Below are 21,930 nucleotides of genomic sequence, written 5' to 3'. Positions count from 1 at the left end.
CCGCGGGGCGGCCCGTATCTGTGGGCCACAGGGTCCCGTCCCCCCGGAGGAACCGTGAGCACCACGCTCGCCGGCGGCCGTGCCGCCCGCCGCCAGACGATGCGCCGCATCCGACCGCGCCGCTCCCCCGCCGCCGTGCTGCTGCTCGCCGTGGGGGCGGGCGCGGCGGGCGTGCTGTGGCTGTGGTGGCGCAACACCCCGTCCATCGCCGACGACACCGGAAGGGTTCTGGGCGCGGGCCGGATCACCGGCCTGCTCGCCGGCTATCTGATGGCGCTGGTGGTGCTGCAGATGGCCCGGGTGCCCGCGCTGGAGCGGCGGGTGGGCTCCGACCGGGTGGCCCGCTGGCACGCGATGAGCGGCCGCTACACGCTCTGCCTGGTGCTCGCGCACATCGTCCTGACCATGTGGGGCTACACCCTGCAGGCGGGCCGGCCGGTCACGGACATCGTGCGGCAGACCATCGACTCGGTCACCGAGCTGCCCGATCTGGGCAAGGCCGCCATCGGCACCGGGCTGCTGCTGGTCATCGGGCTGCTGTCGGTGGGCGGCGTGCGCCGCCGGCTGGGGTACGACACCTGGTACCACATCCATCTGCTGACGTACGCGGCGGTGTTCCTGACCTTCTGGCACCAGATCAGCGACGGCAACGACTTCGCCGTCGAACCGGCCGCGCAGACCTTCTGGTACGGGCTGTACGGCACGGTCACCGCGCTGGTGCTGTGGTACCGCGTCCTCACCCCGGTCCGGCTGAACCTGCGGCACCGCATGCGGGTCGAGGCGGTGATCGAGGAGACGCCGGGCATCGTGTCGGTCCTGATCAGCGGCACCAAGCTGCACCGGATGGGCGCGGAGGCCGGGCAGTTCTTCCGCTGGCGGTTCCTGGCGCCCGGGATGCGGTTCAGCTCGCACCCGTACTCGCTGTCGGCGGCGCCGCGCCCCGGCATGCTGCGGATCACTGTGAAGGCGATCGGCGACCACAGCTCCCGGCTGCGCGAGCTGCAGCCCGGCACCCGGGTGTGGGCCGAGGGGCCGTACGGCGCGCTGACCGCGCAGCGCCGCAGCCGCGGCAAGGTGCTGCTGGTCGCCGGCGGCGTCGGCATCACGCCGATGCGGGCCCTGTTCGAGACGCTGCCCGGCGCGGCCGGCGACCTCACGCTGCTGTACCGGGCCAACAGCACCCAGGACCTCGCGCTGTGGGACGAGCTGGCGAAGATCGCCGACGAGCGCGGGGCGCGGCTGATGTACGCCGTGAACAGTCCCGACGGCGAACGACCCGACATCTCGCCCGAGTCGCTGCGCCGCAAGATCCCGGACCTGGACCGGCACGACGTGTTCCTGTGCGGCCCGCCCGGGTTCGCGCAGTCGGTGTACGAGGCGCTGCGCGGCGCCGGGGTGCCGGCCCGCCGTATCCACCACGAGTCGTTCGAGATGTGACCGGGAGCCGCACACACATGAGGAAGAGCCACCCCGTACGGCGGATCGTGCTGGCCACCGCGGCCACCGTGTCCGGTGTCGTCCTGCTGCTGACCCTGAAACCCGCCACGGACCCGGCCTCAGCGGCCGCGGACGCGGTCGCGCCGCCGCCCTCCGCGGCCGCGCCCAAGGGCCCGCAGGGCGGCGCCGCCGCTCCCGGCAGCAGGACGCTGACCGGAGATGTGGCGCGGACCCAGTACGGGCCGGTCCAGGTCCGCATCACCGTGAGCGACGGCAGGATCGTCCGGGCCGAGGCGGTCCAGGCGCCCAAGGGCGGGCGCAGCGATCAGAAGACGGCGCTGGCCGTGCCCCGGCTCAACCAGGAGGCCGTCGCCGCGGGCAGCGCGGACATCGACGCCGTGTCCGGTGCCACGTACACCAGCGAGGGCTACCGGAAGTCACTGCAGTCGGCCCTGGACCAGGCCGGCCGGGCCGGTGGCTGAGCCGATGGCCGAACAGACTCCCGCCGCGGTGCGCCGGACGGAGGAGGTCATGGGGACGGTCTTCTCCTTCGACGTCCGCGGCGGGAACCCCGAAGCCGTCCGGGCGGCGCTCGACGAGGCCGTCGCCGGGCTGCACCGGGCGGACGCCGTGTTCAGCACCTACCGCGAGGACAGCCAGCTCTCCCGGCTGGCCCGCGGCGAGGTGACCGTCGACGCCTGCGATCCCGAGGTCGCCTCGGTGCTGGAGCTGGCGGCGCAGGCGGAGCTGGTCAGCGACGGCTGGTTCAGCCCGCGCTACCGAGGGCGGCTCGACCCGACGGGCATCGTCAAGGGCTGGGCGGCCGAACGGGCGGCCCGGCTGCTGGCCGAGGCGGGGGCGAGCGGCGTGAGCGTCAACGGCGGCGGTGATGTGCAGATGTACGGCTCGCCGGGCCCGCAGCGTCCCTGGCGGGTCGGTATCGCGGACCCGCTGCGCCCCGGCGGGCTGGCCGCGGTGATCTCGGCGGCGGGCACCGAGCGGCTGGCGGTCGCCACGTCCGGCACTGCGGAACGCGGTGCCCATATCGTCGATCCGCACACCGGCCGCCCGGCGGTCACGGACCTGGTCGCGGTGACGGTGACCGCCCCGTCCCTGACCTGGGCGGACTGCTGGGCGACGGCGGCGTTCGCGATGGGGTCGCAGGCGGCCCTGGAGTGGCTGGAGTCCCTGCCGGAGGTGGAGGCGCTGCTGATCACGTCGGGCGACGAGGTCCGCTGCACCGGGGGGCTGGCGGCGCGGCTGGGCTGACGCCGGGTCCCCATCGTCCGCCGGGCACGGGCATCGGGAAACGACTTTTTCCTTTTTTGCCGCAGAACGCCATCTTTTACCGAGGAACGCCATCCACCGTCCGCCCTGGGCCGTATCCCCAGTGAGCACTTTTCAGGAGGAACGGAATGGCAATCTTCACCGCTCTCATGCCCGCCAAGCACCACAAGAAGAGGAAGGACACCTCGACCACCACCACCTCCACGCGGCATGGGCACCGTCACGGCCACAAGAGCAGCAGCACCAGCAGCCACGGTCACGGCCGCAAGTAACCGATTCCCTACGGCGGTCGAGCGGACCGGAGATCCAAGGACCCGGTCCGCTCCACCGTCCGGCCCCTGGGTACGCCTGCCATGGTGCACGTCCTGCGGCGTCTGCTGTCGGTGAGCGAGTCCTCCGACGCCGTGGTCGCGGCCGCACCCGCCCTGCCTCCGCTGGAGGTGTTCCGGCGGTTCTGGCCGTACACCCGCGGTGGCCGGCGCTGGCTCGTGCCCATGGTCGTGTTCAGCCTGGTCGGCCCCGTCGTCGACGCCGCCGAGATCTGGCTGTTCAAGATCGTCGTGGACGATGTGCTCGTTCCCCGGGACCTGAAGCCGTTCCTGTGGATCGCACCGGCCTATCTGGGCCTGATCATCTGCTCCGGCGTGCTGGGATTCGCCGACGGCGTCACGTCCACCTGGGTCAGCGAACGGTTTCTGCTCTCGCTGCGCGCCGATGTCTTCCGGCACGTCCAGGGGCTGTCGCTCGGCTTCTTCGAGCGGCGGCGGCTCGGAGACGTGCTGTCCCGGGTCACGGGCGATGTCGACGCGGTCGAGACCTTCCTGCTGTCCGGGGTGGCGGACGCCCTGTACTACGTGATCCGCCTGGGCGTCTTCCTCGGCCTGCTGTTCTACCTGCAATGGGACCTGACCCTGCTCGCCCTGGTCATCGTGCCGCTGTTCTGGGGCGCCGCGCGGCACTTCTCACGGCTGATCAAGAAGGCCTCGCGCGAGCGCAGGCGCCGCAGCGGCTCGATCAGCGCGATCGCCGAGGAGTCGCTGGGCAACGTCGCCCTGGTGCAGGCGTACAACCGGCAGGGTTGGGAGCAGCAGCGGTTCGAGCGGGAGAACCTCGGCAGGTTCCGGGCGTCGATGGCGTCGGCCCGGATCCGCGCCGTGTACGGGCCCGTGGTGGAGATCATCGAGGTGTCCGGCGGCCTCGCGGTCATGGGCCTGGGCACCTGGAAGCTCGCCCAGGGGCACCTCACGCTGGGCGAGCTGCTGGTCTTCCTGGCGCTGATCGGCAAGATGTACAGCCCGGTGCGCGGCCTGTCCCGCCTCGGCACCACCTTCTACACGGCGTCCGCCTCGGCCGAGCGGATCATCGAACTGCTGGACCAGCGGCCGCAGGTCGCCGACGCCGCGCATCCCCGGCACATCGGCCGGGCGCGGGGCGAGGTGGAGTTCGACGGCGTCTGCTTCAGCTACCCCGGCACCTCCTGCCCGGCCCTGTCGGAGGTGTCCTTCCATGTGGCGCCCGGGGAGACGCTGGCGCTGGTCGGGGCCAGCGGCGCCGGCAAGTCGACCATCGCCAAGCTCCAGCTGCGGTTCTACGACCCCGACCGGGGCGCGGTCCGCCTCGACGGCGTCGACCTGCGCCGGCTGCGCCTGTCCGACGTGCGGGAGAGCGTCGCGGTGGTGCTGCAGGAGACGCTGGTCTTCCACGGCACCGTGCGGGAGAACATCGCCTACGGCCGGCCCGGGGCGACGGATGCGGACATCGTCGCGGCGGCGCGCGCCGCGGACGCGCACGAGTTCGTCGAACGGCTCCCGGAGGGCTACGACACGATGGTCGGCCAGCGCGGCCGCACCCTGTCCGGCGGGCAGTGCCAGCGTCTGGCGATCGCCCGGGCGATGATCAGGGACGCTCCCGTACTGCTGCTGGACGAACCGACCACCGGGCTCGACGCCCGCTCGGGCCGGCGGATCATGGACCCGCTGCGCCGGCTCATGGCCGGGCGCACGACCATCGTCATCTCGCACAACCTGCTGACCGTCCGCGACGCCACCCGCATCGTGGTGCTCGACCACGGCCGGGTCGTCGAACTCGGCGCCCACGACGACCTCCTCGCGCGCGACGGGACGTACGCACGGCTGCACCGGCTCAGTGCCGTGACCGGCACCCACCCGGCGGGGACGGTGCCGTCATGAGCGTCACCGCGCCCGGCGAGGCCCCGCCCCTGGCACCGGGCACCCGGCCGGTCCCGGGCTACGAGATCCTGGCGCCGCTGACCCGCACGGGCTGGCTCGACGTGTACGACGCCTGGAGCGAGGAGCGGGCCTGCCGGTGTGTGATCAAGGTGGTGCGTCCCGACCGGCGGGGCGAGGAGCGGCTGCGGGCACGGCTGCTGCGGGAGGGCCGGTGGCTGCGGGACTTCACGCATCCGCACCTGGTGCGCGGCTACGAGACCTTCGAGTCGCCCGAGCCCCTGGTCGTCCTGGAGACGCTGACCGGGGAGACGCTGTCCCACCTGCTGGACCGGCTGCGGCGCCGGCCGGCCGCCACCGACGTGGCGCTCCTCGGCGTCCAGCTGTGTTCCGCCGTCCACTATCTGCACGGCCGGGGCCTGCTGCACCTGGACCTCAAGCCGTCCAACGTGGTGGTGGACCGCGGTCATGCCAAGGTGCTGGACCTGAGCGTCGCCCGGCCGCCCGGGCCCGCCCCCGCCGGGCTCGGCACCTGCTGCTATCTGTCCCCGGAACAGGCGCGCGGCGGGCCGCTCACGGCCGCCGCCGATGTCTGGGGCATCGGCGTCACCCTGTTCGAGGTGGCCTGCGACGACCTGCCGTTCGACTGCGGCAAGCGAGCGGGCGCGGCGGACGGCCGGGACGCGGACAGCCAGGACGAGTGGTATCCGCAGGCGGAGCTGAGCGCCCCACCGGTCCGCTCCCGGCGGCGGCTGCCGGCCCCGCTCGCCGCCGCCGTCGACGCCTGTCTGCGGCCGGACCCGGCCGCCCGGCCGACGGTCGCCGAGCTGGCCGCCGCGCTGGAGTCGGTCGTGGGCGAGGGGCAGCCCCCCGGCTGAGCCGGGCGGCCGTGTCTCAGTCCGCGGGGACCACGACGTGGCGTGTCTGCAGGTGGGCGGTGGCGAGGACCGTGCCGTCCGGGGACGTCAGGCGGGCGCCGGAGAGGACCGTGGGGTCGACGTGGGCGGCCACGCCCCAGTATCCGCGTCCGTCGCGCAGGGTGAAGGCACCGACCCTGACGGCCGTGCCGTCCGACCGCTCCAGGAGGCAGTCGACCCGGCCGTCGTACGCGCCGGCCCGGCCGCCGAGATCGACGGAGACGAAGATCCAGCCGGGGGAGCCGGGATGGGCGTAGACCTCGCCGACGGGCTGATCGCCCCGCGCCACGTCGGCCGAGGTCATGTCCCCGACCAGCACCGCCTCGGACTCGGTGGCGATCGGGGCGGTGGCCGTGCCCTGGTCCACGGTCGTGCCGACCGCCCAGCCGGCGAATCCGAAGGCGACCGCGAACGCCGCCGCGACCGCCAGGAGCCGCAGCCGGGTCCGGCGCACGCGCCCCCGCAGGCGGTGCGGGTCCCCGCGGGCGCTCGGCCGGCCCTCGTACGCCGTCGCCTCCTGCGGCAGCCTGCGCGCCAGACGGGTCTCGAAGCCGAGCGGCGGCTCACAGTCCGGCAGCAGGCCGACCAGCCGGTCGCCGACGAGGGTCAGTTGCCGCACGTGTTCCCGGCAGCCGGCGCACCGCTCCAGATGGCCGACCGCCTCCGCCCGCTGCCGGCCGGACAGTATGCCGAGCGCCAGTTCGGCGTCGTACTCCCGCAGCATGTCGCAGGTGGTGTCACTGGCCATGGCCGCCTCGCTCCGGAGACCCGAGTGTGGTGCGCAGCTTCGCCATCGCTGCCCTGATCCTCGTCTTGGCCGTGCCGAGCGGGATCGCCTCCGCGTCGGCGATCTGCTGGGCCGTCATTCCGTAGATGCCCGCCATCACCAGCGCACGGGCCTGCTCCCGCGGCAGCCGCGCCACGGCGGCCCTCAGCTGGGCCGAGGCCTCGTCGACCAGTGCCCAGCGCTCGGGGGTCTCGGTGACGACGCCGAGGAGGGCGTCGAGGTCCTCGGGTGCCACCGGCTCCGTCCGCCGCGCACGGACGGCATCGATGGCGAGGTTGTGCGCGATGGTCGTCAGCCAGGTCGTGACCGATCCGCGGCGCGAGTCGTAGATCTGCGCATGACGCCACGCACGCTCGAACGTCTGCTGGGCGATGTCCTCCGCGAGCTGTGGGTCCCTGGTGACGGCCATGGCCACACCGAAGACCCGGTGCTGGAACCTCCGTACGAAGGTGACGGCGAGTTCCGGATCACCGGTGGCCAGCCCGGACAGCAGGGCCTCGTCCGGGAGGCGGCCCACGGGGAACCGGAAACCCGACACACCTCTGTATACGGCCGGCCGCCGCCAGGAGATTGCCCGCCCGCCGCGGAAGATCACATGACCATTCTCCGCCGACGGGCCCCCGGCTGCAGGGGCTCAGTGCCCGTTCTGTGCCAGCCTCAGCAGATGATCCGCCAGTGCCTGGCCCCCGGTCGGGTCGCGGCTGATCAGCAGCAGGGTGTCGTCACCGGCGATGGTGCCGAGGATGTCGTGCAGTTCGGCCTGGTCGATGGCCGAGGCCAGGAACTGGGCCGCCCCCGGAGGGGTGCGCAGCACCACGAGGTTCGCCGAGGCCTCCGCGGAGATCAGCAGCTCCTGCGACAGCCGCCGCATCCGCTCTTCCTTCGCCGACTCGCCCAGCGGGGCGCGGGGCGTGCGGAAGCCGCCCTCGCTCGGCACCGCGTAGATCAGGTCGCCGTCGGTGTTGCGGATCTTCACCGCGTTCAGCTCGTCGAGGTCGCGGGAGAGCGTCGCCTGCGTGACGCTCAGCCCGTCGTCCGCGAGGAGCTTCGCCAACTGGCTCTGCGAGCGCACCGGCTGCCGGTTGAGGATGTCCACGATCCGTCGGTGGCGGGCGGTGCGGGTCTGCGGCACGGCAGGCCCGGCGAGCCCGTTCCCGTGGTCCTGCGCCTGGCTCATCGTCGTCTCATTCTCCGGCTCGTCCGTCCCCGTTCACCTGCGCGAGGATGCCGGGCAACGCCCCGAGGAACGCCTCCACCTCGTCGTCGCCCAGGTTCAGAGCCGGCATCAGCCGTACGACGTCGGGGGCGGGCGCGTTCACCAGGAACCCGGCCTCCTGGGCCGCCTGCTGCACCTGCTGCGCGTGCGGCCCGGTGAGCACGATACCCAGGAGGAGTCCCGCTCCCCGGACATGACCGATCAAGGGGTGGCCGAGCGCCTCGATTCCGGTGCGCAGCTTCTCGCCCTGCCGCTTGACGTTCTCCAGCAGGCCCTCGTCCGCGATGGTGTCGAGGACGGCGAGGCCGGCGGCGCAGGCGACCGGGTTGCCGCCGAAGGTGGTGCCGTGGTGGCCGGGCTGGAGCAGTTCCGCGGCCCGTCCGAAGGCGACGGTCGCGCCGAGCGGCAGGCCGCCGCCGAGCTGCTTGGCGAGGGTGACGATGTCGGGCAGGACGCCCTCGTGGGCCTGGTAGGCGAACCAGTGGCCGGTGCGGCCGACGCCGGTCTGCACCTCGTCCAGGACGAGCAGCGCGCCGGTGGCCGCGGTGATCGCGCGGGCCGCCTTCAGATAGCCGGCGGGCGGGACGACGACGCCGTTCTCGCCCTGGATGGGCTCGATGACGACGAGGGCGGTCTCCTCGGTCACGGCCGCCGCGAGCGCCTGCGCGTCGCCGTAGGGCACGTGGGTGACGTCGCCGGGCAGCGGCCGGAAGGGGTCCTGCTTGGCGGGCTGGCCGGTGAGGGCCAGGGCGCCCATGGTGCGGCCGTGGAAGCCGCCGTCGGTGGCGACGACGTGGGTGCGCCCGGTGAGCCGGCCGATCTTGAAGGCGGCCTCGTTGGCCTCGGCGCCGGAGTTGCAGAAGAAGACCCGGCCCTCGCGGCCGAACAGCGTCAGCAGCCGCTCGGCGAGCGCGACCGTGGGCTCGGCCATGAAGAAGTTGGAGATGTGGCCCAGGGAGCCGATCTGCCGGCTGACGGCCTCGACGATGGCGGGGTGGGCGTGGCCGAGCGCGTTGGTGGCGATGCCGCCGACGAAGTCCAGGTAGCTGTTGTCGTCGGCGTCCCACACCCGCGTGCCCTCGCCGCGCACGAGGGGCAGGCGGGGGGTGCCGTAGTTGTTCATGAGCGCGCCCTGCCACCGCGCGGTCATCTCCTGGTTGCTCATGACTCCCCCTCGGTGTCCGTGTCGGGCACGACCATGGTGCCGATGCCCTCGTCGGTGAAGATCTCCAGCAGGATCGAGTGCTGGACGCGGCCGTCGATGACGCGGGCGGTGGTCACGCCGTTGCGCACGGCGTGCAGGCAGCCCTCCATCTTCGGGACCATGCCGGAGCTCAACTCCGGCAGCAGCTTCTCCAGTTGGGAAGCGGTGAGGCGGCTGATCACCTCGTCGGAGTTCGGCCAGTCCTCGTAGAGGCCCTCGACGTCGGTGAGGACCATCAGCGTCTCGGCGCCCAGTGCCGCAGCGAGTGCCGCAGCCGCCGTATCAGCATTGACGTTGTAGACATGTCCGTCGTCCTGGGAGCGGGCGATCGACGAGACGACCGGGATGCGGCCGTCGGCGAGCAGCGCCTCGATCGCGCCGGTGTCGATGCCGGTGATCTCGCCGACCCGGCCGATGTCGACCAGCTCGCCGTCGATCTCGGGGGTGTGCTTGGTGGCGGTGATGGTGTGCGCGTCCTCGCCGGTCAGGCCGACGGCGAGCGGGCCGTGCTGGTTGAGCAGGCCGACCAGCTCGCGCTGCACCTGCCCGGCCAGCACCATCCGTACGACGTCCATGGCGTCCTCGGTGGTGACCCGCAGGCCGGCCTTGAACTCGCTGACGATGCCGTGGGTTTCGAGCGCGGCGCTGATCTGGGGGCCGCCGCCGTGCACGACGACCGGCTTGAGGCCGGCGTGGCGCAGGAAGACGACGTCCTGGGCGAAGGCGGCCTTGAGGTCCTCGTTCACCATGGCGTTGCCGCCGAACTTGATGACGACGATCTTGCCGTGGTGCCGGGTCAGCCAGGGCAGCGCCTCGATGAGGATCTGGGCCTTGGGCAGGGCCGTGTGTTTGCGCGTCGTGGTCATGAGGAGTAGGCGCTGTTCTCGTGGACGTAGTCGGCGGTGAGGTCGTTGGTCCAGATGGTGGCGGTCTGCTCGCCCGCGGCGAGGTCGGCGACGATGTGCACCTCGCGGTAGCGCATGTCGACCTTGTCGCGGTCCTCGCCGACGGAGCCGTTCTTGCAGACCCAGACGCCGTTGATCGCGACGTTGAGCCGGTCGGGCTCGAAGGCGGCCTTGGTGGTGCCGATCGCGGAGAGCACCCGGCCCCAGTTGGGGTCCTCGCCGTGGATGGCGCACTTGAGGAGGTTGTTGCGGGCGATGGAGCGGCCCACCTCGACGGCGTCGTCCTCGGTCGCGGCGTTGATCACCTCGACCTTGATGTCCTTGCTGGCACCCTCGGCGTCGCCGATGAGCTGCCGGCCGAGGTCGTCGCAGACGGTGCGGACGGCCTCGGCGAACTCGGCGTACTCGGGGGTGATGCCACAGGCGCCGGAGGCGAGGAGCAGCACGGTGTCGTTGGTGGACATGCAGCCGTCGGAGTCGACGCGGTCGAAGGTGACCTTGGTGGCGGCGCGCAGGGCCCGGTCCAGGGTGGCGCTGTCGAGGTCGGCGTCGGTGGTGATGACGACCAGCATGGTGGCGAGGCCGGGGGCGAGCATGCCGGCGCCCTTGGCCATGCCGCCGACGGTCCAGCCGTCCTTCGTCACGACGGACGTCTTGTGGACGGTGTCGGTGGTCTTGATGGCGATGGCGGCCTTCTCGCCGCCGTGCTCGGAGAGCTGGGCGGCGGCGGTCTCGACGCCGGGCAGGACCTTGTCCATGGGGAGCAGGGTGCCGATGAGGCCGGTGGAGCAGACGGCCACCTCGCCGGCACCGATGTTCAGCGCCTCGGCCACCTTCTCCGCGGTGGCGTGGGTGTCCTGGAAGCCCTTGGGGCCGGTGCAGGCGTTGGCGCCGCCGGAGTTGACGACGACGGCGGTCAGCTGCCCGCTCTTGAGGACCTGCTCGGACCACAGGACCGGGGCGGCCTTGACGCGGTTGGAGGTGAAGACGCCGGCGGCGGCGCGGCGGGGGCCGGTGTTGACCACGAGGGCCAGGTCGGGGTTGCCGTTCTGCTTGATCCCGGCGGCGATGCCCGCCGCCGTGAATCCCTTCGCTGCCGTCACACTCACGGCGCAACTCCGATCGTCGTCAGCCCGGTGGTCTCGTCGAGACCCAGGGCGATGTTCATGCTCTGGACGGCACCGCCCGCGGTGCCCTTGGTCAGGTTGTCGATGGCGCTGATCGCGATGATCCGCCCGGCGGCCTCGTCGTACGCGACCTGCACCTGGACGGCGTTGGAGCCGTAGACGGACGCCGTGGCGGGCCACTGGCCCTCGGGGAGCAGGTGGACGAAGGGCTCGTCGGCGAAGGCCTTGGCGTAGGCGGCACGCACGGACTCGGCGGTGACGCCGGGGACTGCCTTGGCGCTGCAGGTGGCGAGGATGCCTCGGGGCATCGGCGCGAGGGTGGGCGTGAAGGAGACGCTCACGGGCCGGCCGGCCGCCGCGCTGAGGTTCTGGATCATCTCCGGCGTGTGCCGGTGGCCGCCGCCGACGCCGTACGGCGACATGGAGCCCATGACCTCGCTGCCCAGCAGGTGCGGCTTGGGCGCCTTGCCCGCGCCGGAGGTGCCGGAGGCGGCGACGATCACGGCCTCGGGCTCGGCGAGCTGGGCGGCGTAGGCGGGGAAGAGGGCGAGGGAGACGGCGGTGGGGTAGCAACCGGGGACCGCGATGCGCTTGGACCCCTCCAGCGCGGCGCGGCCACCCGGAAGTTCGGGAAGGCCGTAGGGCCAGGTGCCGGCGTGCGGGGAGCCGTAGAACGCCTCCCAGTCGGCGGCGTCCTTGAGCCGGAAGTCGGCGCCCATGTCGACGACGAGGACGTCCGGGCCGAGCTGCTCGGCGACGGCGGCGGACTGGCCGTGCGGCAGCGCGAGGAAGACGACGTCGTGCCCGGCGAGCACGTCGGCGGTGGTCTCCTGCAGGGTGCGGTCGGCCAGCGGCAGCAGGTGCGGCTGGAGCGCGCCCAGCTTCTGACCGGCGTTGGAGTTGCCGGTGAGGGCACCGATCTCGACCTCGGGATGAGCCAGGAGCAGCCGCAGCAGCTCCCCACCTGCATATCCGCTCGCTCCGGCGACTGCCGCGCGTACTGCCATGGAATCCTCCTCGTGGATGGCATGACTATACGTATCGCTGCACGTTTATGCAATCCTGCGGATCAGTATGCGGACCCGGCCTTAGCATGACCGGCCATGGGCAACACGTTCGGGGCGGGGGACGACAGCCTCTACCTGTCCAACGGCGGCACCGAGGTCTTCGTCGAGGTACTGACCCTGGCCGTCTCGGCCCTGGCCCGGCGCCCGTGGGAGTACCGGTTCGCGGCGCTGGTGGCCCTGCAGGACCAGAGTGTGATGGGACGCGGCACCGTCGGATTCGACCTCGCTGACATCGACTGGGGCGACTCGGCGGCGGAGCGGGACGCGGCCAAGGACTTCGTGCTGCGAGTGCTCGCGCTCGCGGCTCGGCGGTACCGCTGGGAGGAGCTCGGGTACGAGCCGCCGTACGCGCCGGCGTATCTGCGGCGGTACCGGGAGATCGTCGAGGGCTTCGAGCCGGCGGGAGACAAACCGGAGGCCGGGGTGCTGCCCGAGGGCGGGGTCGTCGCCTGCTGTGTGGCGCATCGGGTGTTCAGTGCGCTGCCGTACTGGGAAGGGTGCGTGTTCTGCCACCGGTGAGGTGGCATGGGGGACGCACGGCCTTCCGGGGCGGTGGCAGAATCGCGGCGGCCCTGTTTTCGATCTTCCCGGAAGGACCCCGTGATCCTCGGTCCCGGTGACTTCGCCACGGTGGACCCCGGCTGTCCGCCCTCCCCCGTGCCCGTCGACTGGGGTGTCGTCGAGGCGTGGCTCGGGGTGCGGTTGCCCCGTGAGTACAAGGCGCTGGCCGAGCGGTACGGGAGCGTGGAGTTCGGGGAGTTCCTCACCATCCCGGCGCCGTGCGTGCAGGACGGCGTCTTCGACTACGGCGACTGGCTCGGCCGTACGCACCGCGAGGCGCGGATCGCGGCGCAGGCGGTGGCGGACGGCGAGCGGCCCCTCGTGCATCCCGCGCCGGGCGGGCTGCTGGCCTGGGGTGTCAGCCACGGGGACGACATCCTGTTCTGGGACACCTCGGTGTCCGACGACCCCGACGCCTGGACCGTGGTCGTCCACCACTGCGGCGCCGTCCCCGGCAGCGGCCTGCGCCCCTGGCACGCCTACGACCTGACGATGACCGGCTATCTCCGGCACACCGTCCGCGACGGCTGGGAGACCCCCGATCCGCCGGGCCCCCTCATGGGCCCGCTGCCCGGCACCCTCGCCCGCCCCGAGGACCTGACCTCCGCCCGCCCCTGGCCGCCCCCCACACCGGTCCCGCCCCGCCTGTCCGGCGCCGAGCGCCGCCTCGCCCTGGAGACCGGCACCGGGCTCGACGCGCTGCGCCTGCTGTGCCCGCCACCCCCGCGGCCGTATCTCGGCGACGGCACCTGGGAGGGCCTCTTCACCGAGCTGGGCACCCGGCTCCCCGGGGAGTACGTGCGGGTCATGGAGGTGTACGGCGCCGGCATCTGGAGCGACTGGCTGCGCTTCCACACCCCGCTCAGGACCGGCGAGCCGCGCTTCGCCACACACGTCCACGAGACCCTGGACGCCTACCGCAGCCTGAAGAAACACCACCCGGAGTACCACCCGCTCACCTGCTGGCCCGAACCCGGCGGCTTCCTGCCCTTCGCCAACTCCATCGACGGCGACTACCTGGGCTGGCTCACCGAGGGCGCCGACCCCGACGCCTGGCCGCTGGTCTTCTGGCCCCGCCACGCCGACCAGGAACCCCCGCTGGAAGGCGGTCTCGTCGACACCCTCCTCGCCTGGCTGCGCGGCCGGCTGGTCACGCCCGGCCTGTGCGTCCTGATCGAGGACGAATACGACGACCCGCTGGACAGCGCGGAGTTCGAGTCCTGGGACGACCGCGCCCACTGGTGACGCCGGGCGGCATGATGATCTCCATGACTCCGATCACCGGCATGGATCTGACCGGCTTCACCGAGCGCGAGCCCGGGGTGTGGACCGACGAGCGGGGGCTGGTGCTCTCGGTGCACTTCTTCCCCCTGGTGCCCGACCTGCCCGCCCCGCTGCACCAGCTGGAACCGCTGCGGCACGGGCTCGCGCAGGGCGCCGCGCAGGCCGGCGCGGGGCTCGTCGAGGCCGTGACCGGAGCGGTGGACGGCGTGCCCGCGCTGCGCCAGCTGATCAAGGTGCCGCGGCCGGGCGGACCGCACGGGCAGGTCTTCCTGGGGTCCTGGACGATACCGAGGGCCGGATGCAGCACCGTGCTCAAGGTGCAGGCGGCCGAGGGCGCGACCACCGGTGTGCGCGAGGCGGCGGTGATGGCGCGGGTCGGCCCCGCCGCCTACTTCCGGCCGCACCCCTACGCGCCCGCGCTGCGCGGCCCCCTGCCGTACCACGTCGCCGACCACGAGGAGTGGGACGCCCACTTCCCCGACCACCCGCTCACGCTCGTGCGCGCGGCGCTGCACCGGATCACCCCGACCGTCACGCTGCACGAGCAGTTCAAGGCGCTCCCGGCCTTCGCCTGACGCGCCTTGCGTTGGAGCACGCTCCAACTCCTACGGTTGCGGTCATGACCGATCAGCACAGCACCACCCGTGACGAGCGCTTCGCCCATGGCCTGGAGGTCCTCCGGCGTGTGGACGGCGAGGCCGGGCAGCGGGTCATCGACTCGCTCGCCGACATCAGCCCCGAGCTCGGCCACCAGATCGTCGCCTGGGGTTTCGGGGAGATCTACGACCGGCCCCAGCTCGCCCCCCGCGACCGCCAGCTGGTGACCCTGGGGATGCTCACCGCGCTCGGCGGCTGCGAGCCGCAGCTGGAGGTGCACGTCAACGCGGCCCTGAACGTGGGCCTCACCCCCGAGCAGATCGTCGAGGCGCTGCTGCACTCCGCCGGGTACTGCGGCTTCCCCAGGGCCCTGAACGCCACGTTCGTGGCGAAGAAGGTCTTCGCCGAGCGCGGGCTGCTGCCGCAGGGACAGCAGCCCGCGCAGGAGCCCCCGGCTACCTCTGCCTGATCCGCAGGAAGGTGACCGAGTTCGCCGGGAAGGTGTAGCTGAACTTCGCGGCGATCCCGGTGACCGTCGAGGTCACGGGCGTGACCGGGGTGTTCGTCTCGCTGTTCACCGCGTCCGCCGCGGCGGCCAGGGTCGTCGCCGTCGCCCGGGAGGCGACCTGCGCGCCGCCCAGGTCGACCGCGGTGCGGGCCGCGGTGTCCTGGGCGTTGACCACCTTCACGATCAGGTCACCGGTGGCCGCGTCCCGGGTCACCACCTGGCGGAACGGCTCGGCCGGCTTGTCGTCGGTGAAGCTGCCCCACTGCTGCCCGTCCAGGTAGAGGGTGACCTGGCGGCCGCGCACCTTGATGTCGATGTCGTAGGCGCGGCCGGTCTCGATCGATCCGGCCTTGGTGAGCAGCGTGCTCTTGCCGCCGTCGGTGGCCTGCTCGACAGCCGACTGGGTGTTGTTCCAGCCGCCCAGGTTCCACCAGTAGTAGTTCCCGGTGTCCTTCACGCCGAAGGCGACGAGGAAGCCCTCCTTGCCGGACTTCTTGGTGGCCTTCACATGCAGGTCGTAGTCGTGCCAGGCGGGGTCGCCGGCCTGGACCATGGTGTTCTCGGCGCTCGCGTCGGTCTGGACGTACTGGCCGTCCTGGACGCTCCAGCTGCCGCCGCCGGTGTGGGTCCACCGCGAGGCGCCGGCGGAGAAGTCGTCGCCGAACAGGGCCGTACCGTCGGCCGAGGTGACCTTCACGTCGTCGTACGCCGCGCTCGTCGCCCAGGTCGACAGGCCGATCGCACCGGTGATCGGCCCGCTCACGCTCGGCGTGCCGGACGCCGTCGACGGGACCACCCGGTCGCCGGTGTTGTTCATGAACAGCTTCTGGACCTCGTAGTTGGCCGAGCCCCAGGACGCGTGGTTGTTGAACCACACCAGGTCGGGCCGCCACTGCACGTAGTCCTCGTTGGCGAACAGCGGGGCGTAGGAGGCGAGCTTGACGACGTCCGCGTTGCGCTCCAAGCCGGTCATGTACGCGGCCTCGGACAGGGCGTTCTTCCAGGCGTTGCCCTGGGAGGCGTACTCGCCGAGGAAGACCTTCGGCCCGTTGCGGTCGTAGGAGTCGTAGCGGTCGTTGTTCTGCAGGAACCACTGCGGGCTGTTGTAGTAGTGCTCGTCGACCAGGTCGACGCCCGCCTCGCGGTTCAGCTTCCACGCGGTGTCGAAGGTGGTGCCGCTGTCGTCGGGGCCGGAGTTGGAGATGACCCTGACGTCCGGGTACTTCGCCTGGATCGCGGTGCGGAACTGCTGGAAGCGGGCGAAGAACTCGTTCGGCAGGTTCTCCTCGTTGCCGACCTCGATGTGGGTGAGGTGGAAGGGCCTGGGGTGGCCCATCGCCGCGCGCACCTTGCCCCAGGTAGAGGTGGCCGGGCCGTTGGCGAACTCGATCAGGTCGAGGGTGTCCTGAACGTGCCGCTTGAGCAGCGCGTCGTCGACGACGGCCTTGTTCTGGCCGCAGCCGGTCACCAGGGCCGGTACGACGGGCAGCGGCATGGCGCCGATGTCCTCGGCGAGCCGGAAGTACTCGTAGTAACCGAGGCCGTAGCTCTGGTTGTAGCCCCAGAAGTTGGCGTTGGTGGCGCGCTGTTCGACCGGTCCGACGGTGTCCTTCCACTGGTAGGCGCGGGTGCGCTGCCAGCCGGATGCCTCGCTGTAGTCCTGCATGGAGCCGGTGTTGACCAGGCAGCCGCCGGGGAAGCGGACGAAGCCCGGGTGCAGGGCCTCGATCTTCTCGGCGAGGTCCTTGCGCAGGCCGTTGGGCTCGTGCCGGTAGGTGTCGCGGGGGAAGAGGGAGACCATGTCGAGCGCTGCGGCGGCCGAGGTGCCCACGGTGAGCCGGCCGTAGCTGCTGGTGCGGCCGGCGGTGAAGGTGGCCGTGTACTTGGCCCAGCCGCCCCGGACGGCGACCTTGCGGGCGCTGGCCAGCGGGCCGGCGGCGTCCTGGAGGCCGACGGTGAGGGTGGTGCCGCCCTCGGCGCGGGCCCACACCGAGAAGTCGTACGCCTTGCCCGCCTCGACGCGGATGCCGGTGTTGTAGCCGGCGTTGGTGACCGACGAGCCGGCGGCCAGGGAGAGATAGGTGCGGTTGCGGTCGTTCAGGCGGCCGTCGTCGTCCAGCGTCTGCGCGCTGCCGTCGACCGTCCAGGCGGTGAGCGGGGTGTAGGAGCGGTTGTCCGCGGTGGAGTACTCGAAGGACCGGTTCTGCACGAGCTCGGCGTACAGGCCGCCGTCGGCGGCGCGGTTGATGTCCTCGAAGAAGACGCCGTACATCGTGTCGTCGATCGCCGCTCCCCGTGCGGTGGGGTCGACGGTGATCGTGTAGTCGGCGACGGGCGCGGCGTGCGCCGGGACGGGCAGCACGGCGGTCGCGGTCAGCAGGGCGGTGGCGCCCAGACCGAGTCTGAGGCGGGTGCGTGACATGAGAACTCCGCGGCTCTTGCTCCAGAGGAGCTGTTCGAAATGTCGGACAATGGTCAGCACTTCGAACGGCAAGATAGGGAGGGGGCGCGTACGCGTCAATGGGTCAAGCGGCAACCACGGAGAACGGCGTGATGGGTGAGTTCTGGCCGGTTCCGGACGTCCTGGCCTACCTGGCCGGAAGCTGGCAGGTCGAGCGGTCGGTGCGCGACCTGGCGAGCGGCGACGAGGGCCGGTTCACCGGCGTCACGGACTTCGCCCCGCTGGGCGAGGGCGGCGGGCTGCTGCACACCGAGTCCGGCACGTTCGTCTGGCAGGGCGTCGCCCGGCCCGCCGAGCGCACCTTGCGCTTTCTTCCCGGCGACCCGCCCGGGACCGCCGACGTGCGCTTCGCGGACGGCCGCCCGTTCCACGACCTGGACCTGGGCAGCGGCCGGTACATCGCCGACCACCCGTGCGCGGCCGACCTCTACCGGGGCGAATTCACGGTCCGGGACGCCGGCCACTGGCGGACGGTGTGGCGGGTGCGCGGCCCCGCCAAGGACCTGGTGCTGACGACGGACTACACCCGCGAGGGGTGAGCGCGCTCCGCGTCGAGGCGCAGGTTCCAGCGGCCCGGCCGCCCGGTCACCGTGGTCGTCGACAGCGGGCGGACGTCGATGTTCCAGTACGTCGACGGCGGCGCCTTGAGCACGTACACCAGGGCGGCGCGGATCACGGACGGCTCGGCCACGGCGACGATCCGGCCCCCGTCCTCGACGGGCCTGGTGTCGAGCCAGCCGCCGACGCGGGTGATGAACGCGAGCAGCGACTCCCCGCCGTGCGGGGTGTGGCGCGGGTCGGCGAGCCAGGCGTCCACGGCCTGCGGCTCACGGGCCATGGCCTCGCCCAGGGTCAGCCCGCGCCAGCGGCCCATGTCGCAGTCGCGCAGGGCGAGTTGCACCAGCGGGGCGTAGCCGAGGGCGTCGCCGGTGGCGCGGCTGCGCGGGGTCGGCGAACAGTAGCGCAGCTCGGCGGCCGCGAGGGGCAGCAGCTCGCCGGCGACGCGCGTCACCTCCTCCCAGCCGGCCTGGTCCAGCGGCCGGTCGTCCTGGAACCGCTCCGCCAGCAGCGGCGCGCTGCGGGCGGCTGCGACGAACGTGACCCGAAGTGGCATGCCGGGATCGTGAGCCGTGCGAGTGGCCAGGTCAAGAGGTGTTACCGGGCAGTTACCCAGGGTGTCTCACTCGAAGCTGAGCGCCATCCACTGGTCGGGCCGCTCCAGCGGCCCGAAACCGAGCTTCTCGTACACGCCGTGCGCGTCGTGCGTGGCCAGCAGGATGCGCCGCAGCCCGTGGGGGCGCAGCTGGTCGCGTACGGCGCCCACGAGCGCCGTGCCGATGCCCTTGCCGCGCACCGAGCGGTCGACGTACACGTCGCACAGCCAGGCGAAGGTCGCCCGGTCGGTGATGACCCGGGCGTACGCCACCTGCTCCCCCGAGGCGGTGTCGTAGACGCCGAAGTTCAGCGAGCCGGCGATGGCCCGTTCCTGCTTCTCGCGCGGGCGGCCGAGCGCCCAGTAGGCGTCCGTGGACAGCCACTGGTGCACGCGCGCGGTGTCCAGGCGGGAGGGGTCGGTGGAGACTTCGTAGCCGTCGGCGAGCGGCGGGGTGTCGGTCATGCCGGGATCCTCGCAGAACCGCACGGGCGGCCGCCTGGGAGTTTCGCGGTGCCCGTGAGCCGGTTGCAGTCGGCCCGGCCGCTGCCCACACTGGTGTCGTCGGTGCCGCTGCGCGGCGAGCGCCCGATTCGAGGCCACGGACCGCTGCTTGCGCACTTGGTGAGGAGGCCCCACAGATGCGTGCAACCGTGGGCGACCAGCTTGTCCAGCACGGCAGGGTGGTCGGTCAACACGACAAGGTCGGCGAGATCGTCGAAGTCATGGGCCAGGAGGGCAACCCGCCCTACCGCGTCCGCTTCGAGGACGGCCACGAGGGCGTGTGCTCGCCCGGCCCGGACACCGAGATCCGCCACCGGGCGACGAGCATGCCGGACATGCCGAAGATGCAGTAACTCAGCGCGGGGGACTCGCCGGCTGCCCGTAGTGGTCGGCGACCACCCGTGTCATCGCGCCGATCGGATCGGCGGCGACCTCCTTCGCGGCGAAGAAGACGTGCCCGCACACCTGCGGGTACTTCTTCGCCAGCGTCAGATGGCGGGACAGCTCCGCCGGGTCCTGCCAGGCCGCGGGCTGCGCGGGGTCTCCCGCCTTGTACAGCGCCTCGCCCACGTACAGCCGGGTCGCCGTGCCCTTGGCGGCCTCGGCCCACCAGGGCACCAGCACGGCGTAGTCGGCGGCCTCCAGGCCGATGTTCCAGTACAGCTGCGGCACCACGTAGTCGACCCAGTTCCGGCGGACCCAGGTGCGGGTGTCGGCGTACAGGTCGTCGTACGACTGCACACCGGCCTCGGTGCCGGAGCCGAGCGGGTCGGTGGAGGAGTTGCGCCACACGCCGAACGGGCTGACGCCGAACCGGGTGGTGGGCCGGATCGCCTTGATCTGTGAGCCCATCTCACGGATCAGGGTGTCGATGTTGTGCCGGCGCCAGGCGGCGCGGCTCGGGAAGTCGCCGCCGTACCGGTCGTAGGCGTCGTCGTCGTCGAAGGTCTGGCCGGCCACGGGGTAGGGATAGAAGTAGTCGTCGAAGTGGACGGCGTCGAGCGGGTAGCGGTGCACCGCGTCGAGCATGGCCTCCTCCACGAAGGCGCGGACCTCGGGCAGCCCCGGGTTGTAGTAGAGCCTGCCGCCGTAGCTCACCACCCAGTCGGGGTGCCTGCGGGCCGGGTGCCCGGCGACCAGCCGGCCGGGGTCGGTGTGGTTGGCGACGCGGTACGGGTTGAACCAGGCGTGCAGCTGCAGGCCCCGGGCGTGGGCCTCGGTGACCGCGGTGCCCAGCGGGTCCCAGCCGGGGTTCTGGCCCTGGGTCCCGGTGAGGTACTGCGACCACGGCTCGAACGGGGAGGGCCACAGGGCGTCGGCGGTCGGCCGGACCTGGAGGATCACCGTGTTCAGGCGCCGCCGCACCGCCGTGTCCAGGTGGGCGAGCAGCTCCGCCCGCTGCTGTGCCGCGCTCAGCCCCGGTTGGGAGGGCCAGTCGCGGTTCTCCACCGTCGCCACCCAGACGCCCCGCAGCTCGGCGGCGGCCCGCCGGTCGCCCCGCGGCCCGGCGGCGGTGCTCCGCCCGTCCCGTGCCGGTGCCGCGCCCAGCGTCAGTGTCGACAGCGCCGCCGCGGCGAACGCCCGCCTGGTGAGTCGTCCCATCCGGGGCACCCCCTACGTCCTGAATCCGTTCGGTCACAGATCGTCACCGACCATTCAGGATGCCGCACCCCGTCGATCGATCATCGATACTTCGCGGTAACGTGCACGATCGGAGCAGGGACCCGACCCGGGGAAACCTGCCAGTGCCGTGGATCAGCGAAGGGGTCGATGTGACGGACTTCCCATCGGGAGACATCTCGCGCGTCGGAGTCGTGGGCTGCGGCCAGATGGGCGCGGGCATCGCCGAGGTGTGCGCACGCGCCGGACTGGACGTGAAGGTCGCCGAGACCAACGGCGAGGCCCTGGAGATCGGCCGTACCCGGCTGTTCAACTCCCTGGCCAAGGCCGCCGAGCGCGGCAAGATCAGCGAGGAGGAGCGGGACGCGACCCAGGCGCGTCTGAGCTTCACCACCGACCTCGGCGAGTTCGCCGACCGCGACCTCACGATCGAGGCGGTCGTGGAGAACGAGCAGGTGAAGACCGAGATCTTCCAGGTGCTCGACCAGGTCGTGACCCGCCCGGACGCGATCCTGGCGTCCAACACGTCCTCGATCCCGCTGGTCAAGCTCGCCGTCGCCACCTCGCGGCCCGACCACGTGGTCGGCATCCACTTCTTCAACCCGGCCCCCGTGCAGGCGCTGGTCGAGCTGGTGCCGGCGCTGACCACGTCGGAGGGCACGCTGAGCCGCGCCCAGCTGTTCGCGGAGAAGGTCCTCGGCAAGCACACCATCCGGGCCCAGGACCGCTCCGGCTTCATCGTCAACGCGCTGCTGGTGCCCTACCTGCTGTCCGCGATCCGGATGTTCGAGTCGGGCATCGCCGGGCGCGAGGACATCGACAACGGCATGGAGATGGGCTGCGCCCACCCGATGGGCCCGCTGAAGCTGGCCGACCTCATCGGCCTGGACACCATCGTCTCGATCGCGGGCTCGATGTACGCCGAGTACAAGGAGCCGCTGTACGCCGCTCCCCCGCTGCTCCAGCGCATGGTGGAGGCGGGCCGGCTGGGCCGCAAGACCGGCTCGGGCTTCTACACCTACAGCTGATTACTCTGCGCGACCCCGAGCGGGCCCGGCACTTCGAGGAGTGCCGGGCCCGCCCGTTTCACACACCGTGTGCGCCCCGGG

General features: G+C 72.1%; 23 protein-coding genes and 1 pseudogene. 13 read left to right on the top strand and 11 right to left on the bottom strand.

The genetic code is table 11. The annotated features are described in order from the left end of the window. The first annotated feature begins 54 nt into the window (after positions 1-54). From C3489_RS24300 to C3489_RS24280, 6 genes and pseudogenes are all read left to right on the top strand, one after another. Entirely contained in the window at positions 55-1,437 is a 1,383-nt protein-coding gene (locus C3489_RS24300; RefSeq protein WP_181139821.1) for a ferric reductase-like transmembrane domain-containing protein, read from the top strand. 17 nt (positions 1,438-1,454) lie between these two features. Then, positions 1,455-1,913: pseudogene (locus tag C3489_RS24295) on the top strand (FMN-binding protein); the annotation flags it as partial. Between the two features lie 10 nt (positions 1,914-1,923). Next, positions 1,924-2,706, top strand: coding sequence for an FAD:protein FMN transferase (locus tag C3489_RS24290; protein ID WP_181139820.1), 783 nt, complete (start codon positions 1,924-1,926; stop codon positions 2,704-2,706). A gap of 146 nt (positions 2,707-2,852) precedes the next feature. Then, positions 2,853-2,996 carry a hypothetical protein gene (locus C3489_RS38780; RefSeq protein ID WP_181139819.1) on the top strand — a complete coding sequence of 48 codons (144 nt, stop codon included), beginning with the start codon at positions 2,853-2,855 and terminating at the stop codon, positions 2,994-2,996. An 81-nt stretch (positions 2,997-3,077) separates the two neighbouring features. Further along, positions 3,078-4,913 carry an ABC transporter ATP-binding protein gene (locus C3489_RS24285; RefSeq protein WP_103784166.1) on the top strand — a complete coding sequence of 612 codons (1,836 nt, stop codon included), beginning with the start codon at positions 3,078-3,080 and terminating at the stop codon, positions 4,911-4,913. Then, entirely contained in the window at positions 4,910-5,788 is an 879-nt protein-coding gene (locus C3489_RS24280; protein ID WP_103784165.1) for a serine/threonine-protein kinase, read from the top strand. The genes C3489_RS24285 and C3489_RS24280 overlap by 4 nt, the downstream gene beginning before the upstream one ends. A gap of 16 nt (positions 5,789-5,804) precedes the next feature. Here the strand turns inward: C3489_RS24280 and C3489_RS24275 are convergent, their stop codons facing one another. The 7 genes from C3489_RS24275 to argC all read right to left on the bottom strand — a co-directional run bounded on the left by C3489_RS24275 (position 5,805) and on the right by argC (position 12,073). Further along, positions 5,805-6,575, bottom strand: coding sequence for a hypothetical protein (locus C3489_RS24275; protein ID WP_103784164.1), 771 nt, complete (start codon positions 6,573-6,575; stop codon positions 5,805-5,807). Continuing rightward, positions 6,565-7,152 (bottom strand): RNA polymerase sigma factor, encoded by a 588-nt coding sequence (locus C3489_RS24270; RefSeq protein ID WP_103784163.1) that lies wholly within the window; start codon positions 7,150-7,152, stop codon positions 6,565-6,567. The genes C3489_RS24275 and C3489_RS24270 overlap by 11 nt, the downstream gene beginning before the upstream one ends. Before the next feature lie 96 nt (positions 7,153-7,248). Beyond that, a complete protein-coding gene (locus C3489_RS24265) occupies positions 7,249-7,791 on the bottom strand; it encodes an arginine repressor (RefSeq protein WP_103784162.1) in 543 nt (180 codons plus the stop codon). Between the two features lie 7 nt (positions 7,792-7,798). Next, the gene (locus C3489_RS24260; protein ID WP_103784161.1) at positions 7,799-8,995 is read right to left on the bottom strand and encodes an acetylornithine transaminase; all 1,197 of its coding nucleotides are present in this window, start codon (positions 8,993-8,995) and stop codon (positions 7,799-7,801) included. Then, complete coding sequence (argB, locus tag C3489_RS24255) at positions 8,992-9,900, bottom strand: acetylglutamate kinase (protein WP_103784160.1); 909 nt, start codon at positions 9,898-9,900, stop codon at positions 8,992-8,994. The genes C3489_RS24260 and argB overlap by 4 nt, the downstream gene beginning before the upstream one ends. Next, positions 9,897-11,048, bottom strand: coding sequence for a bifunctional glutamate N-acetyltransferase/amino-acid acetyltransferase ArgJ (gene argJ, locus C3489_RS24250; RefSeq protein WP_103784159.1), 1,152 nt, complete (start codon positions 11,046-11,048; stop codon positions 9,897-9,899). The genes argB and argJ overlap by 4 nt, the downstream gene beginning before the upstream one ends. After that, positions 11,045-12,073 (bottom strand): N-acetyl-gamma-glutamyl-phosphate reductase, encoded by a 1,029-nt coding sequence (argC, locus tag C3489_RS24245; RefSeq protein ID WP_103784158.1) that lies wholly within the window; start codon positions 12,071-12,073, stop codon positions 11,045-11,047. Before argC ends, argJ begins: the two co-directional genes overlap by 4 nt. A 96-nt stretch (positions 12,074-12,169) precedes the next feature. Here argC and C3489_RS24240 point away from each other — a divergent pair, with 96 nt between their 5' ends. From C3489_RS24240 to C3489_RS24225, 4 genes are all read left to right on the top strand, one after another. Next, positions 12,170-12,652, top strand: a complete 483-nt coding sequence (locus tag C3489_RS24240) for a hypothetical protein (protein WP_103784157.1) — start codon at positions 12,170-12,172, stop codon at positions 12,650-12,652. Between the two features lie 81 nt (positions 12,653-12,733). Continuing rightward, positions 12,734-13,939, top strand: coding sequence for an SMI1/KNR4 family protein (locus tag C3489_RS24235; protein WP_258054929.1), 1,206 nt, complete (start codon positions 12,734-12,736; stop codon positions 13,937-13,939). Between the two features lie 23 nt (positions 13,940-13,962). After that, entirely contained in the window at positions 13,963-14,553 is a 591-nt protein-coding gene (locus C3489_RS24230; RefSeq protein WP_103784195.1) for a hypothetical protein, read from the top strand. Positions 14,554-14,597: 44 nt separating this feature from the next. After that, on the top strand, positions 14,598-15,044 hold the full coding sequence (locus C3489_RS24225) for a carboxymuconolactone decarboxylase family protein (protein WP_103784155.1): 447 nt from the start codon (positions 14,598-14,600) through the stop codon (positions 15,042-15,044). On the opposite strand, the gene C3489_RS24220 is transcribed toward C3489_RS24225, so the two are convergent. Continuing rightward, on the bottom strand, positions 15,031-17,505 hold the full coding sequence (locus tag C3489_RS24220) for an alpha-L-arabinofuranosidase C-terminal domain-containing protein (RefSeq protein ID WP_103784154.1): 2,475 nt from the start codon (positions 17,503-17,505) through the stop codon (positions 15,031-15,033). The two genes, C3489_RS24225 and C3489_RS24220, sit on opposite strands and share 14 nt — an antisense overlap. A gap of 131 nt (positions 17,506-17,636) precedes the next feature. On the opposite strand from C3489_RS24220, the gene C3489_RS24215 reads away from it, so the two are divergent. Further along, complete coding sequence (locus tag C3489_RS24215) at positions 17,637-18,083, top strand: DUF6314 family protein (RefSeq protein WP_103784153.1); 447 nt, start codon at positions 17,637-17,639, stop codon at positions 18,081-18,083. Here the strand turns inward: C3489_RS24215 and C3489_RS24210 are convergent. Continuing rightward, the gene (locus tag C3489_RS24210) at positions 18,065-18,658 is read right to left on the bottom strand and encodes a histidine phosphatase family protein (RefSeq protein ID WP_103784152.1); all 594 of its coding nucleotides are present in this window, start codon (positions 18,656-18,658) and stop codon (positions 18,065-18,067) included. The genes C3489_RS24215 and C3489_RS24210 overlap by 19 nt on opposite strands. Before the next feature lie 66 nt (positions 18,659-18,724). Continuing rightward, complete coding sequence (locus C3489_RS24205) at positions 18,725-19,162, bottom strand: GNAT family N-acetyltransferase (RefSeq protein WP_103784151.1); 438 nt, start codon at positions 19,160-19,162, stop codon at positions 18,725-18,727. Positions 19,163-19,338: 176 nt separating this feature from the next. Here C3489_RS24205 and C3489_RS24200 point away from each other — a divergent pair, with 176 nt between their 5' ends. After that, the gene (locus C3489_RS24200) at positions 19,339-19,554 is read left to right on the top strand and encodes a DUF1918 domain-containing protein (RefSeq protein ID WP_103784150.1); all 216 of its coding nucleotides are present in this window, start codon (positions 19,339-19,341) and stop codon (positions 19,552-19,554) included. Position 19,555: 1 nt separating this feature from the next. Here C3489_RS24200 and C3489_RS24195 read toward each other — a convergent pair whose 3' ends face one another. Then, positions 19,556-20,803: a glycoside hydrolase family 10 protein gene (locus C3489_RS24195; RefSeq protein WP_103784149.1), complete on the bottom strand. Its 1,248-nt coding sequence runs from the start codon at positions 20,801-20,803 to the stop codon at positions 19,556-19,558. Positions 20,804-20,973: 170 nt separating this feature from the next. Between C3489_RS24195 and C3489_RS24190 the strand changes: the two genes are divergently transcribed. Further along, the gene (locus C3489_RS24190) at positions 20,974-21,849 is read left to right on the top strand and encodes a 3-hydroxybutyryl-CoA dehydrogenase (RefSeq protein ID WP_103784194.1); all 876 of its coding nucleotides are present in this window, start codon (positions 20,974-20,976) and stop codon (positions 21,847-21,849) included. Positions 21,850-21,930 lie beyond the last annotated feature (81 nt).

The sequence above is a fragment of the Streptomyces sp. Ru71 genome, from assembly GCF_002920535.1.
In the GTDB taxonomy this organism is placed as follows: Bacteria; Actinomycetota; Actinomycetes; order Streptomycetales; family Streptomycetaceae; genus Streptomyces.
Note: the sequence above shows the minus strand (reverse complement) of the source record. Positions and strands in the feature narration are given on the sequence as shown.